The sequence below is a fragment of the Polaromonas sp. CF318 genome (genome assembly GCF_000282655.1).
In the GTDB taxonomy this organism is placed as follows: domain Bacteria; phylum Pseudomonadota; class Gammaproteobacteria; order Burkholderiales; family Burkholderiaceae_C; genus Polaromonas.
Genome location: NZ_AKIV01000078.1, coordinates 1 through 13,042, shown reverse-complemented (window position 1 = coordinate 13,042; position 13,042 = coordinate 1). Strand labels below are relative to the sequence as shown.

Here is a 13,042-nt window from a genome sequence, read left to right as displayed (position 1 = left end):
ATGGCGCAGCCGGCGGCGGCTGGGCTGGGCATTGCCGTCGCGGGTGCCGGCGTCATAGGCCGGCGGCATATCGAGCTGATCCAGGCGGGCCCGCGCACCCGCTTGTGCGCCGTGGTGGACCCGCAGCCCGCCTCGCGGGACTTCGCCGCCGGCCTGGGCGTACCGCATTTTGAGAGCCTTGAGCAGCTGTTCGCCGGGCCCGGCGAGGCCAGGCCCGACGGTGTGGTTTTGGCCACGCCCAATCATTTGCATGTGGCCGGCGCGCTGGCCTGCGCGCGCCAGGGCGTGCCGGCGCTGATTGAAAAACCCGTGGCCGATTCGCTGGAGGCCGGCCTGCGGCTGGCCGAGGCGCTGGCGAAGCAAGCCACGCCCATGCTGGTGGGCCACCACAGGCGGCACAGCGGCACGCTGCAGGCGGCGCGGCGCGCCATCCGGGCTGGCCTGCTGGGCCGCGTGGTCACGGTGGCGGGCAGCGCGCAGTTCTACAAACCGGCCAGTTATTTTGCGCAGGGTGCCTGGCGCGCCCAGGCCGGCGGCGGCCCCATCCTGATCAACCTGATCCACGAGATGGACAACCTGCGCTACCTGTGCGGCGAGCTGGAGTCGGTCCACGCCTTCGCATCCAACGCGGTGCGGCAGTTCGCGGTGGAAGACACGGCCGTGATGACGCTGAAATTTGCCAGTGGTGTGCTGGGCACGTTCACGCTCTCGGACACCGTGGCCTCGCCGCGCAGCTGGGAGCAGACTTCAGGCGAGAACACGGCCTATGCGCGCTATGCCTCGCAAGACTGTTACTTTATCGCCGGCACACGGGGCTCGCTGGCCGTGCCCACCCTGCAGGCCTGGACCCATGGCCCCGACAGCCGCGGCGAGCCCGGCTGGATGACGCCTTTTACCGAGCAAACCCTGGCCCTGGAGGCGGTGGACCCGCTGCAGGCGCAACTGGACCATTTCTGCGATTTGATAGACGGCAAGGCAGAGCCGATAATCACGGTCGCGGATGCCTTGCAAAGCCTGTTGGCCGTGGAAGCCGTGCGGCGCTCGATCGCCACCGGCGAAACCGTCGCGCTGCGGGACCTCGCAGCCAACCCTCGTCAACCCTGAACCCCCGGAAAGACTTGCTTCATGAAAACAGCTTTGGTCCTCAACGGCCCCAACCTCAACCTGCTGGGCACGCGCGAACCGGCCGTCTATGGCTCGCAGACCCTGGCCGACGTCGAGGCGCTGTGCGTCCAGGCCTGCAAGACCCACGGCTTCAAGCTGGACTTCCGGCAGAGCAACCACGAAGGCGCGCTGATAGACGCCATCCATGAGGCCGGCCGCGCACAGGCCGCCGGCACGCTGGCCGGCGTGGTGCTCAATGCGGGCGCTTACACCCATACCAGCGTGGCCCTGCACGACGCCATCAAGGGCGCGGGCGTGACGCTGATCGAGCTGCACATCAGCAATGTGCATGCGCGCGAGGCCTTTCGCCACCACTCCTACATCTCGCCGGCCGCCAAGGCCGTCATGGCCGGCTTCGGCGTCAAGGGCTACGCCCTGGCCATCGCCGGTTTGGCCGAACTGACCGGCTGAAGCGGCCGGCGCGCTGACGGATATGGCCGCGCCGCCGAAATTCCCGGTTGACGAACGCGAGGTCGAATTCAGCGCCATACGCGCGCAAGGCGCGGGCGGGCAGAACGTCAACAAGGTTTCCAGCGCGGTGCACCTGCGCTTTGACATCAACGCCTCTTCCTTGCCCGATGCGATCAAGGAGCGCTTGCTGGCCCTGTCCGACAGCCGCATCACGCAGGAGGGCGTGCTGGTGCTCAAGGCGCAGCAGCACCGGACGCAAGAGATGAACCGCGCCGATGCGCTGGCGCGGCTGCAGGAGGTTGTCGACGGGGTTTCCACGCCGCCCAAGGCGCGGCGCGCGACCAAACCGACTTATGGCTCCAGGCAGCGGCGGCTCGCAGGCAAAAGCCGGCGTTCGGACATCAAGTCTTCACGGGGCAAGGTGGGCGGAGGCGATTGAGCCGCTCAAGTCACCGTATAGCGGCCGGGCTTGTGGTTGACCCAGAGGAACAGGCTCATCAGCACGGCGGCCATCACGGAATAGCTGACGCGTTCGGGTGGCACCACCAGCAATGCCAGCAGCACCACGCTGGCGTCAATGGCCATCTGCACCTTGCCCGCGCGCCAGCCGTGCTTTTCCTGCAGGTAGAGCGTCACGATGGTGGCGCCGCCCAGGCTGGCCCGGTGCCGGGCCAGGAAAAGGCAACCGCTTCCCAGCAGCAGGCCGCCCACCAGCGCGGCATACAGCGGGTGGATGTCCGCGATGTCAAGCACCCTGGGCGACCAGTCCGCCAGCAGCGACAGCAATGCAATGGACAGGAATGTCTTGATGGTGAACTCGCGCCCCATGCGGGTCCATGAGAACCAGTAAAAGGGCAGGTTGACCAGAAAGAACAGCTTGCCGAAACTCACGCCGGTGGCGTAGTGCAGCACAAAGGCCATGCCGGCCGTGCCGCCCGTCAACAGCCCCGCCTGGTTGAAGATCACCATCGCCAGCGACACAAACAGGGTTCCCGTGAAGATGCCCTGCGCATCGTCAAAGAGGGTGTGGCGTTCGGGGACTGAGGATTGAGCCATATCGGAAACTGGAAGAGCGCCTGCGGACGGCACTTCAGGCTCAGCATGATCCATGCCAAATGGCGCCCATCCGCCAAGCCGGTCCGGCCGCTGGATCGCGGCCAAGGGCGTTACAGGGATCCAGCCCAATAAAATTGGGTGCAGGAAGCTATAAAAACAATAGCAATTTGCTTTGCCTGGCACTGCGGCAGGCGTGGCGGCCTATAGGCTGTCCCGCACCTGTGCGGTGATCTCCAGCGACCTCCGGGCAATCGCCGGATCAAAAATATGCGTGGTCACCATCAACTCATCGGCCCGGGTCTCGGCGATAAAAGAACGCAAACCCTCCCGGACGGAGTCTGCAGACCCCGCCACCGCATACTTCAACATCCGCTGCGCACCCACCCTTTCGGCCGGCGACCAGTAGGCGTCGATGTCGTCGATAGGCGGCGGCATGGGGCCGGGGGTTCCGCGCAGCAGGTTGGTCATGGCCTGCTGGACGGAGGTGAGCTGGTAACGTGCCGCTTCGTCGGTGTCGGCGGCCACCACGTTGGCGGCGACCATGGCGTAGGGCTTGCCCAGCTGCGCCGAGGGTTCGAAGCGGCTGCGGTAAACCTCCAGCGCCTGCATCAGCATGTCGGGCGCGAAATGCGAGGCAAAGGCAAAGGGCAGGCCCAGCGCGGCGGCCAGCTGGGCGCCGAAGAGGCTGGAGCCGAGTATCCATAGCGGAACCTTGAGGCCGGCGCCCGGCACGGCGCGGATCCTCTGGCCGGGCTCTATGTCTTCGAAGTAGTAGCGCAGCTCCTGCACGTCCTGCGGAAAAGTGTCGGCATTGTTCTGGTGGTCACGGCGCAGCGCGCGGGCGGTCAGCTGGTCGGTGCCGGGTGCGCGGCCCAGGCCCAGATCAATACGGCCGGGATAGAGCGAGGCCAGCGTGCCGAACTGCTCGGCAATCACCAGCGGCGAATGGTTGGGCAGCATCACGCCGCCCGACCCCACGCGAATTGTGTTGGTGCCGCCAGCCACATGGCCTATCACCACCGCGGTGGCGGCACTCGCGATGCCGGGGTTGTTGTGGTGCTCGGCCAGCCAGAAGCGCTTGAAGCCCAACTGTTCGGCATGCCGGGCCAGGGCCAGCGTGTTGCGAAAGGCGTCGGCGGCGGTGGCGCCTTTGACGATGGGAGAGAGGTCAAGGACTGAAAAGGGGATCATGGAAATCTGGGAGGGCGCCTCGTGAGTGAAGCGCGACGGGCCAGTTTAGGAGCTTCCCTATGGCCGCACGGGTGGCAGGGTATAAACCCTGCATGAGCGATCTCCCGGATATCCAACTGCCCCCCGAGGCGCACGCGTTGCTGCGCACAGCCAGCCGTTTTGAAACCCCTTGCGGCGACGGCACCATGGTCTGGCACAGCTGGGGCCAGGCCACGCGCCGGCCCGGGCTTGCGCCGCTGGTGCTCTTGCACGGCGGCAGCGGCAGCTGGATGCACTGGCTGCGCAACCTTGCCGCGCTGGCCGCATCGGGACGCTGGCTGCTGGTGCCCGACTTGCCCGGCTTTGGCGATTCAGCGGCGCCCCCGCGCGGCACCGATGCCGACGTGCTGCCCGAGCCGGTGGAGCAGGGGCTGGCCGTGCTGGTGGGCGATGCGGCCTGCGACCTGGTGGGATTTTCGTTTGGCGGCATGGTGGCCGGCTTCCTCGCGGAGCGCTTCCCGGCCCGGGCCGTGCGTGTGGTGCTGGTGGGCGCGCCCGGCCTCGGTGTGGCGCCCGAAAAAGCCATCCGCCTGCGCGCCTGGCGGCACCTGGCCGATGCGGCCGAGCGTGACGCGATACACCGGCACAACCTCGCGGCGCTGATGTTGCAGCACGAAGAATCCATCAATGAACTGGCCCTGCACCTGCACATCGCCAATGTGCTGCGCGACCGCATGAAGGGCCGCAGCCTGGCACGCACCGATGCGCTGGCGCAGTCGCTGGCGCGGCTGCGCTGCCCGGTGTGGGCGATTTACGGGCGTGAGGATGCGCTGTACCGCGGCAAGCTGGATGCGCTGCGGGAGGCCCTGGCGCGGGCCGCTGATTTCAGGGGCCTGGCGCTGGTGGAGGACGCCGGCCACTGGCTGCAGTTTGAGCGGGCCGCTGCTTTCGACAAAGCACTGCTGGCCGCGCTGGAAGCCTAGCGCTTATTTTTCAATCGCGAGCAGCTCGATGTCGAAGGTCAGCGTGGCATTGGGCGGCACCACGCCGCCGGCGCCGCGCTCGCCATAGGCCGTGGCGGGCGGGCAGGTCAGCGTGGCCTTGCCGCCGACCTTGATTTTCTGCACGCCTTCGGTCCAGCAGGGTACGACGCGGTTCAGCGGAAAGCTCGCGGGCGCGCCGCGCTTGTAGGAGCTGTCGAATTCCTTGCCGTCGGCCAGGGTGCCGCGATAGTGCACCTTGACGGTGTCGGTCGCCTTGGGCTGCGGGCCGGTGCCGTCGGCCGTGTGCACGACCTTGACGCCGCTGGGCAGGGTTTCGGCCGGGGCGGCGGCAAGGGCGGCGGTGGAAACCGCGAAGGAGGCGAGGCAGGCCAGTGCGGCGGTCAATGTTTTCATGGCAATCATGGCTTTCATGGATAAGGGGACTGGGGGAACTGCGCGGATTATCGCTGCGGCGCCGGCTGGCCTATCATGGAAGCGTCCGCCGCCGTTCCCGCGGCATACCCTCAGCCCCACCAGGAGGACGCCCCCATGAACCATCGCGATGACCACGATGCCCGCAGGAGAGTTTTTTTGCAGCACGCCGGTCTGGGGGCCGCGGCCATGGGGGCTTTTCCGCTCCAGGCTTTCGCGGCGGGGCGTGAAACGCTGCCCTTCGGCAATGGCGAACGCGAACTGGTGACCTACCCGGGCAAGCGCCCGCTGCTGCGCGTGACCACGCGGCCGCCGCACCTGGAAACACCGTTCAGCGCCTTCGGCGAAGGGGTGATCACACCCAACAATGCCTTCTTCGTGCGCTACCACCTGGCCAATATTCCCAAACGCATAGATGCCAATACTTACCGGCTGCGCGTGGGCGGCCATGTCAAACAGTCGCTGTCACTTTCGCTGGCCGAACTCAAGGCCCTGGCCGCGCCGGTCGAGGTGGTGGCCGTCAACCAGTGCTCGGGCAACAGCCGCGGGTTTTTCGAGCCGCGCGTTTTTGGCGCGCAGCTGGGCAACGGCTCCATGGGCAATGCGCGCTGGGTGGGCGTGCCGCTGCGGGCGGTGCTCGAAAAAGCCGGCGTGCTTCCCGGCGCCAGGCAGGTGGCGTTCAATGGCCTGGACACGCCGGTGCTGCCCCAAACGCCGGACTTCATCAAGGCCCTGAACATAGACCTGGCGCTCACTGCCGAGCCCCTCGTGGCCTGGTCCATGAACGGTGCCGACATTCCTTTCCTTAACGGCTACCCGATCAAGCTCATCGTGCCGGGGTATTTCGGCACCTACTGGGTCAAGCACCTGAGCGAGATCGTCGTGATGGACCACGGCTTCGAAGGTTTTTTCATGTCCACGGCCTACCGTGTGCCCGACAACGCCTGCCAGTGCGTGCCGGCCGGCACGGCGCCCACGGCAACGCGGCCCATCACCACGCTGCCGGTGCGCTCCTTCATCACCAGCGTGGCGGGCGGCGCGCGCGTGCCGGCGGGCAAGCCGCTGCAGCTCAAGGGCATTGCCTTTGACGGCGGCAGCGGCATACGCAAGGTCGAGCTGTCCGAAGACGGCCGGCAGTGGCACGAGGCGGCGCTGGGCAAGGACCTGGGGCGTTTTTCGTTCCGCGAATGGAGTTTCGGCATGGCAGCTCCGCGCAAGGGCGAGTTCAAGCTCATGGTGCGTGCCACCAATATGCAGGGCGATGTGCAGCCCGCCACGGCCAGCTGGAACCCGGGCGGTTATGCGCGCAATGTTGTGGAAACCACGCGCCTGCTGGCGGTCTAGGAGATCGCCATGAACATCCTCCATTTAATTGCCGTGCGTGTTCTGTCCGCGGCCGCTTTGGCCCTGGGCTGCGGCGCCGCATCGGCGCAAGCCGTGCAGAGCGTGACCCTGCCGCTGGAGACCGCCAGGCTCAAGCCCTCCAAGCTGGCCGGCTACCAGATCGCGCTGCAAAAATGCGGCATCTGCCACTCGGCCGACTACATCAGCCAGCAGCCACCGGCCATGACGGCCGCGCAGTGGACCGCCGAGGTGCGCAAGATGGAGCATGCCTATGCCGCACCGCTCAGCGACGGCGACGTGGCGCAGATCGGCGAATACCTGGCCGTGACCTACGGCGGTGCCAAGCCCACGCTGGGGCCGGTGGCGGCGGCGACGCCGGTTCCCGCCGCAGCCCCGGGCGCTCCGGCCGCGGCCGTCGATGTGCAGGCCGTGCTCAAGGCCAATGCCTGCCTGGGCTGCCATGCGGTGGCGCAGAAAATCGTCGGGCCGGCCTACCACGACGTCGCGGCCCGGTACAAAAGCGACCCACAGGCCCAGGCCAAACTCGAGGCCAGCATACGGGCGGGCGGGTCGGGCAAATGGGGGCCGGTGGTGATGCCGCCTTTTGCCAACCTGAGCCCGCAGGAGCTCAAGGCCTTGGCGGCCTTTGTGTTGAAACAATAGGCCTGTGTTGGTTCCAAAGTTCTAAAATTGGTAAGGCCAACGATCCTGATATTGGATTGGCCTTACCTTTTGGGCTATCAGCCATGGCAAAGCCCGCCGTCGCATAAACTGCACCTCACGCAGAGGACTCATGCTGGACCAACTCAAACAGGTCGACAACCGTCGGCTCTACCAACAAATTGCCGACCAGATTCGCGCCTTCATTGACAAGGGCAACTACACCGCGGGTGCGCGGTTGCCGCCGGAGCGCGATCTGGCCCAGCAGCTGGGCGTCTCACGCCCCTCGGTGCGCGAGGCGCTGATTGCACTGGAAATCGAGGGCAGCGTGGAAGTGCGCATGGGCGCCGGCGTGTATGTCTGCAGCGCGGCCCAGCGCAAGCCGCAGGTCCTGGCCACCATGGGCGAAAGCCCGATCGAGCTGATGCAGGCACGCGCCGCCATCGAAGGAACCGTCGTGCTGCAGGCCTGCGCCAAAGCCACGCCCGAGGCGCTGTTGGCGCTGCGCCAGATTCTGGACAACATGCTGTCCGCCATGGCGCAAAACCGCTCGCCCCTGGCCTTTGACCGGCAGTTTCACCAGACGATTGCGGCCATGACGGGCAACTCCGTGCTGGAGCGGCTGGTGGGCGAACTATTTGACGAGCGTCACAGCCCGATTGCCGCGCGCCTGAGCGCGCATTCCGAATCCGGCCAAAGCTGGGCCATTGCGCTGCAGGAGCACGAAGCCATCTTGCGCGCCCTGGAGAACCAGGACGTGCTGGCCGCGCAGACCGCCATGCGCGCGCATCTGCAAGCCTCCGAACAGCGCTGGGTCGAGAGCCGTCGCGAATGGTCATGAGCTAGGGCCTGTTAACCCTTCCCCTGGTCAGGCCTGTGCAATTGCGCAGGCTTTTTTTCGTCGTTTCACGCTGCTTGTGACGCCCGGGCCACGGGTAAGCACCAATACTCACGCGCTTTCTGGTAAGGCCAAATACGCCAAATTGTGTCAGGTGGCCTTACCAATTTGCGAGGCGGCAAATTCATCCCCTCCCGGCCCCCGACCCCCCAAGAGGAGTGCGCATTGCTGTCATCCGTGTCCGATCACGTCCGTCCCGACGCGCCCAGCCCTGCCGAGGCTGGCGTACTGCTGCGCCTGGAAGGGATTACCAAACGCTTCCCGGGGGTGCTGGCACTCGATGGCGTGAGCTTTGACGTGCGAAGTGGCGAGGTACACGCCGTGTGCGGTGAAAACGGCGCAGGCAAATCGACGCTGATGAAGGTGATCAGCGGCCAGTACCAGCCCGATGCGGGGGCACTGCGCTACCGCGGCGAGGTCCGTCAATTCCAATCCCCCGCCGAATCCGAGGCTCTCGGCATTGCCATCATTCACCAGGAGTTGAACCTGGCGCCGCACCTCACGGTGGCCGAAAACATTTACCTGGCCCGTGAGCCACGCAAGGGCTGGCTGATTGACCGGGCGGCACTGCGCCGCCAGGCACGGCAATGCCTGGACCGGCTGGGACTGGACATCGCACCGGACGCCCTCGTCAAAACCCTGTCGGTGGCCCAGCAGCAGATGGTGGAAATTGCCAAGGCGCTGTCGCTCAACGCCCAGGTGCTCATCATGGACGAGCCCACCTCCTCCCTCACGGAGTCGGAGACCGAGAAGCTGTTTGGCATCATCCACGAGCTCAAGCGCACGGGGGTCGGTATTGTCTACATCTCCCACCGCCTCGACGAGCTGGCGCTCATCGTGGACCGGGTCACCGTCTTGCGCGACGGACGCTACGTGTCCACCGAACAGCTGGCCGACACCAGTGTGGAAGAGATTGTGGCCAAGATGGTTGGGCGCCCGCTGGACGATGTATTCCCCAAGAGAACATCCGTGCCCACGACCGACGTGTTGTTGAGCGTGCAGGGCCTGACACGCCAGGGTGTGTTTCACGACGTGAACTTCGAGCTGCGCCGCGGCGAAATCCTGGGCTTTGCGGGGCTCATGGGGGCCGGCCGGACCGAAGTGGCTCGCGCCATTTTTGGCGCCGACCCCATCGACGCCGGCGAGGTGTTTCTGGCCGGGCAGCGCCTCACCATTCACTCGCCGCGGGATGCGGTGCGCCAGGGGCTGGCCTACCTGTCGGAGGATCGCAAGCATGACGGGCTGGCATTGAAGATGACTGTGGCACAGAACATCACGCTGGCCAACATGGATGCCGTGTCCAACCGTGCGGGCATGATCCAGTTCGCCAAAGAACAGGATGCCGCGCGCCATTACATCGGCGCACTCGACATCCGCACGCCGGGCAGCAACCAGATCGTGCGCCTGCTCTCGGGCGGCAACCAGCAGAAACTCGTGATCAGCAAATGGCTGTTCCGTGAATCACGCGTGCTGTTTTTTGACGAGCCCACGCGCGGCATTGACGTGGGCGCCAAGTACGCGATCTACCAGTTGCTGGACCAGCTCGCGGGCCAGGGCATTGGCGTCGTGATGATCAGCTCCGAGCTGCCCGAAATCATGGGGATGACCGATCGTGTCGCGGTCTTCCATGAAGGCCGCCTGGTCACCATCCGTCCCACCCGCGAGACCCATCAGGAAGAGGTCATGCACTACGCCTCCGGCCGCAGCGTGCCCTCCGCCGGCTGAGCCCTCCAAGACCCTTTCCCGGACCACATCATGACCGAACAACAAAAAGACCTGTTTCAAAAATTTGCCGCGCTGGCCAGCCTGCTGGGACTCGTCGCCATCTTCTCGTTCACCAGCAACGCCTTCTTCAGCGTGGGCAACGGCATGACCGTGGCGCTCCAGGTGACGTCCATCGCCTATCTCGGCATCGCGGCAACCTGCGTGATCATCACCGGCGGCATTGACCTCTCGGTAGGTGCCATCCTGGCGCTGGCCGGCGTCGTGGCGGCCATGCTGGTCAAGGCGGGCGCGCCCGTGCCGCTGGGCATGTTTGCCGGCCTGCTGGTGGGTGGGCTGTGCGGGCTGATCAACGGCCTGTGTGTGACGGTGCTCCAACTGCCGCCCTTTATTGCCACCTTGGGAATGATGCTGGTGGCACGCGGCGTGGCCTTGCAACTGACCGATGCCCGCGCCATCAGCGGCCTGGGCGACAGCTTTGCGGCACTGGGCAACGGAGCCTTGTTCCGCATCGTCAATATCGGTGCGGACGGCTTTCCCGATGTGGTGTTCGTCGGCATTCCTTATCCCGTGGTGCTCATGGTCGTGCTGGCGCTGGCCGTCTCCATCCTGCTCAATCGCGCCACGCTGGGACGCCATCTGTACGCCATCGGCTCCAACCTGGAAGCCGCCCGGCTCTCGGGCGTGAACGTCAAGGGCGTGACGCTGTTTGCCTATGTGCTTTCCGGCCTGCTGGCCGGGCTGACCGGCTGCGTGCTGATGTCACGCCTGGTCACGGCCCAGCCCAGTGAGGGCCTGATGTACGAACTTGATGCCATTGCCGCCGCGGTGATAGGCGGCACCTCGCTCACGGGCGGTGTGGGCACGGTGTCGGGCACCGTCATTGGCGCGTTCGTGATTGGCATCCTGCGCAACGGTTTGAACATGAGCGGCGTGTCCGCCTTCACCCAGCAAATTCTGATTGGCGTCGTCATCCTGCTGGCCGTGTGGATCGACCAGATGCGCCATCGCAAGTGATCCCTACCGGCAGGGCTTACCGGGACTTCGAGAGACAACCTCTACAACCACCCATGAGGAAAGAAATGAAAAAATTTGTCCACACCCTGATCGCGGCCGCCCTGGTGGCCGCATCGTCGATGGCCCTGGCCGCCGACAAGGAGATTGCCGTCATCGTGAAGACCGCCAACTCGGACTTCTGGCAGAACGTGAAGAAAGGCGCCAACGCTGCCGTGGGCAATCTCAAGGGCTACACCGCCACCTTCCAGGGCGCGGCATCCGACACCGACCTGGCCGGGCAGGTATCCCTGGTGGAAAACGCCGTGAACCGCAAGGTCGCCGGCATTGTGCTGGCCCCTTCGGACCCGGATGCCCTGATCCCCGCCATGAAAAAGGCCTGGGAAGCCAAGATCCCCGTTGTGCTGATTGACTCCGCCGCATCGGATTCCGGCAAGGCTTATTACCAATCCTTCCTGGCCACCGACAACAAGGCCGCCGGGGAAATGTCGGCCAAGACGCTGATCGACAAGATCGGTACCACCGGCAAGATTGCCGTCATGTCCTACACCGCGGGCTCGGGCTCCGAAATCGGCCGCGTGGGAGGTTTCACCGACTACATCAAGAAGCATTCCAAGCTGCAGATCGTGGGCCCCTTCTACTCCAACTCGCAGATGGGTACCGCACTGAACCAGACCACCGACGTGCTGGCCGCCAATCCCGACCTCAAGGGCATCTTCGGCGCCAACGAACCCACTGCTATCGGCATGGGCCGCGCTCTGGTTCAAGCGGGCAAAGCCGGCAAAGTGGTGGCCATTGGCTTTGACGGCAACTCCGACCTGCAGGGCTTTGTGAAAGACGGCACCATCGAGGCAATTGCCGTGCAAAGCGCCTTCGAGATGGGTAACCTGGGCGTAAAGACCGTGGCGGAAATTGTGGGAGGCAAGAAAGTGCCGGCCTTCCGCGATACCGGCGTCTTGATGGTCAACAAGAAAAACATCGACACGCCGGCTGCCAAGAACGTTCTCTACTAAGCCGCCCGAACCCAGGAACCCCTCCGGCACCGGCTGCCGGAGGAGGGTATGTGCACACCACGGATGTGAAACCCCTTTCCCGCCCAGCCTGAGAAAACTCCATGCTGATCGACGCGCACCAGCATTTCTGGAACCTGGCGGACCGCACCGGCCACTGGCCGCCGGCCGCCCTGGCAGCCATCTACCGCGACTTTGGCCCCGCCGACTTGCGGCCCGAACTGCAGCGATGCGAGGTGGCCGGTACCGTGCTGGTCCAATCGCTGCCCACCATCGCCGACACCCACTACCTGCTGGAGATAGCGCAGCGCAGCCCCTTCGTGCTGGGTGTCGTGGGCTGGGTGGACCTGCTCGCCGCGGATGCCCCCGCACAAATCGCAGCGCTGGCGCGCCACCCCAAGCTCAAGGGCCTGCGCCCCATGCTGCAGGACATAGCCGATACCGATTGGATCACCCACCCCGCACTGGACCCGGCCCTGCACGCCATGCAGACCCATGGACTGGTGTTCGATGCCCTGGTGCTGCCCCGGCATCTGCCGGCGCTGCAGGCCATGGCCCAGCGCCATTCTTCGCTGTCCATCGTCATCGACCACGCAGCCAAGCCTGAAATCGCCCTGGCGCGAGTGGAGCCCTGGCGCGCCCATATGGAGATGCTGGCAAGCTTGCCCCAGGTGCACTGCAAGCTGTTCGGGCTGCTCACCGAGGCCGGCGCCCATCCCACCGCGCAGGCCCTTGGCCCGTATGTGGACCATGTCCTGAAGGTCTTCGGGATGCGCCGGCTGATGTGGGGCAGTGACTGGCCGGTGCTGGAACTGGCAGCCGACTACCCCGGCTGGCTGGCCATGGCCCGAGCCCTGTGCCGTGCCCACCCGGGCATGGACGACGCCGGCATGGCGGCCATCTTTGGCGGCAATACGCGGCGCCTGTACCGCCTCGACTAAACCTATACACGGAGATTGCATGCAACGAATGGGATGGGTCATTGGTATCGACCCCCAACACATCGACGAATACAAGCGTCTGCATGCGGCCGTCTGGCCCGCTGTGCTGCAGCGCATTCACCAGTCGCAGCTGCGCAACTACAGCATTTTTCTGCGGGAGCCGGAAAACCTGCTGTTCGGCTACTGGGAATACCACGGCCAGGACTTTGACGCGGACATGGCGGCTATCGCCGCCGA

Annotated in this window: 15 protein-coding genes; 12 read left to right on the top strand and 3 right to left on the bottom strand. The window is 65.5% G+C overall.

What is annotated here, in order from left to right; translation table 11 throughout:
- From PMI15_RS15535 to arfB, 3 genes are read left to right on the top strand one after another with little or no spacing between them, the layout of a single operon-like run.
- Complete coding sequence (locus PMI15_RS15535; protein WP_007870912.1) at positions 1-1,104, top strand: Gfo/Idh/MocA family protein; 1,104 nt, start codon at positions 1-3, stop codon at positions 1,102-1,104.
- A 21-nt stretch (positions 1,105-1,125) separates the two neighbouring features.
- Positions 1,126-1,575 (top strand): type II 3-dehydroquinate dehydratase, encoded by a 450-nt coding sequence (gene aroQ / locus PMI15_RS15530; protein WP_007870909.1) that lies wholly within the window; start codon positions 1,126-1,128, stop codon positions 1,573-1,575.
- Positions 1,576-1,597: 22 nt separating this feature from the next.
- Entirely contained in the window at positions 1,598-2,014 is a 417-nt protein-coding gene (gene arfB, locus PMI15_RS15525; RefSeq protein WP_007870907.1) for an alternative ribosome rescue aminoacyl-tRNA hydrolase ArfB, read from the top strand.
- Between the two features lie 5 nt (positions 2,015-2,019).
- Here the strand turns inward: arfB and PMI15_RS15520 are convergent, their stop codons facing one another.
- Positions 2,020-2,631, bottom strand: coding sequence for a YitT family protein (locus tag PMI15_RS15520; protein WP_007870904.1), 612 nt, complete (start codon positions 2,629-2,631; stop codon positions 2,020-2,022).
- A 201-nt stretch (positions 2,632-2,832) separates the two neighbouring features.
- Positions 2,833-3,822: an LLM class flavin-dependent oxidoreductase gene (locus tag PMI15_RS15515; RefSeq protein WP_007870901.1), complete on the bottom strand. Its 990-nt coding sequence runs from the start codon at positions 3,820-3,822 to the stop codon at positions 2,833-2,835.
- Between the two features lie 92 nt (positions 3,823-3,914).
- Between PMI15_RS15515 and PMI15_RS15510 the strand changes: the two genes are divergently transcribed.
- On the top strand, positions 3,915-4,784 hold the full coding sequence (locus PMI15_RS15510) for an alpha/beta fold hydrolase (protein WP_036839332.1): 870 nt from the start codon (positions 3,915-3,917) through the stop codon (positions 4,782-4,784).
- Between the two features lie 3 nt (positions 4,785-4,787).
- On the opposite strand, the gene PMI15_RS15505 is transcribed toward PMI15_RS15510, so the two are convergent.
- Entirely contained in the window at positions 4,788-5,198 is a 411-nt protein-coding gene (locus PMI15_RS15505) for an FKBP-type peptidyl-prolyl cis-trans isomerase (protein WP_036839335.1), read from the bottom strand.
- Between the two features lie 135 nt (positions 5,199-5,333).
- On the opposite strand from PMI15_RS15505, the gene PMI15_RS15500 reads away from it, so the two are divergent.
- The 8 genes from PMI15_RS15500 to PMI15_RS15465 form a co-directional block, all read left to right on the top strand.
- Positions 5,334-6,560 (top strand): molybdopterin-dependent oxidoreductase, encoded by a 1,227-nt coding sequence (locus PMI15_RS15500; protein ID WP_007870893.1) that lies wholly within the window; start codon positions 5,334-5,336, stop codon positions 6,558-6,560.
- A 9-nt stretch (positions 6,561-6,569) separates the two neighbouring features.
- A complete protein-coding gene (locus PMI15_RS15495) occupies positions 6,570-7,223 on the top strand; it encodes a c-type cytochrome (RefSeq protein ID WP_007870890.1) in 654 nt (217 codons plus the stop codon).
- Positions 7,224-7,353: 130 nt separating this feature from the next.
- Positions 7,354-8,061, top strand: a complete 708-nt coding sequence (locus PMI15_RS15490) for a FadR/GntR family transcriptional regulator (protein ID WP_007870887.1) — start codon at positions 7,354-7,356, stop codon at positions 8,059-8,061.
- 225 nt (positions 8,062-8,286) lie between these two features.
- Positions 8,287-9,843, top strand: a complete 1,557-nt coding sequence (locus tag PMI15_RS15485; protein ID WP_238541134.1) for a sugar ABC transporter ATP-binding protein — start codon at positions 8,287-8,289, stop codon at positions 9,841-9,843.
- Between the two features lie 30 nt (positions 9,844-9,873).
- Positions 9,874-10,857, top strand: a complete 984-nt coding sequence (locus PMI15_RS15480) for an ABC transporter permease (protein WP_007870881.1) — start codon at positions 9,874-9,876, stop codon at positions 10,855-10,857.
- A gap of 65 nt (positions 10,858-10,922) precedes the next feature.
- Positions 10,923-11,867, top strand: coding sequence for an ABC transporter substrate-binding protein (locus PMI15_RS15475; RefSeq protein WP_007870878.1), 945 nt, complete (start codon positions 10,923-10,925; stop codon positions 11,865-11,867).
- Between the two features lie 101 nt (positions 11,868-11,968).
- Positions 11,969-12,805, top strand: coding sequence for an amidohydrolase (locus tag PMI15_RS15470; RefSeq protein ID WP_007870868.1), 837 nt, complete (start codon positions 11,969-11,971; stop codon positions 12,803-12,805).
- Positions 12,806-12,824: 19 nt separating this feature from the next.
- A partial coding sequence (locus PMI15_RS15465) for an L-rhamnose mutarotase (RefSeq protein ID WP_007870862.1) occupies positions 12,825-13,042 on the top strand: 218 nt, incomplete at its 3' end.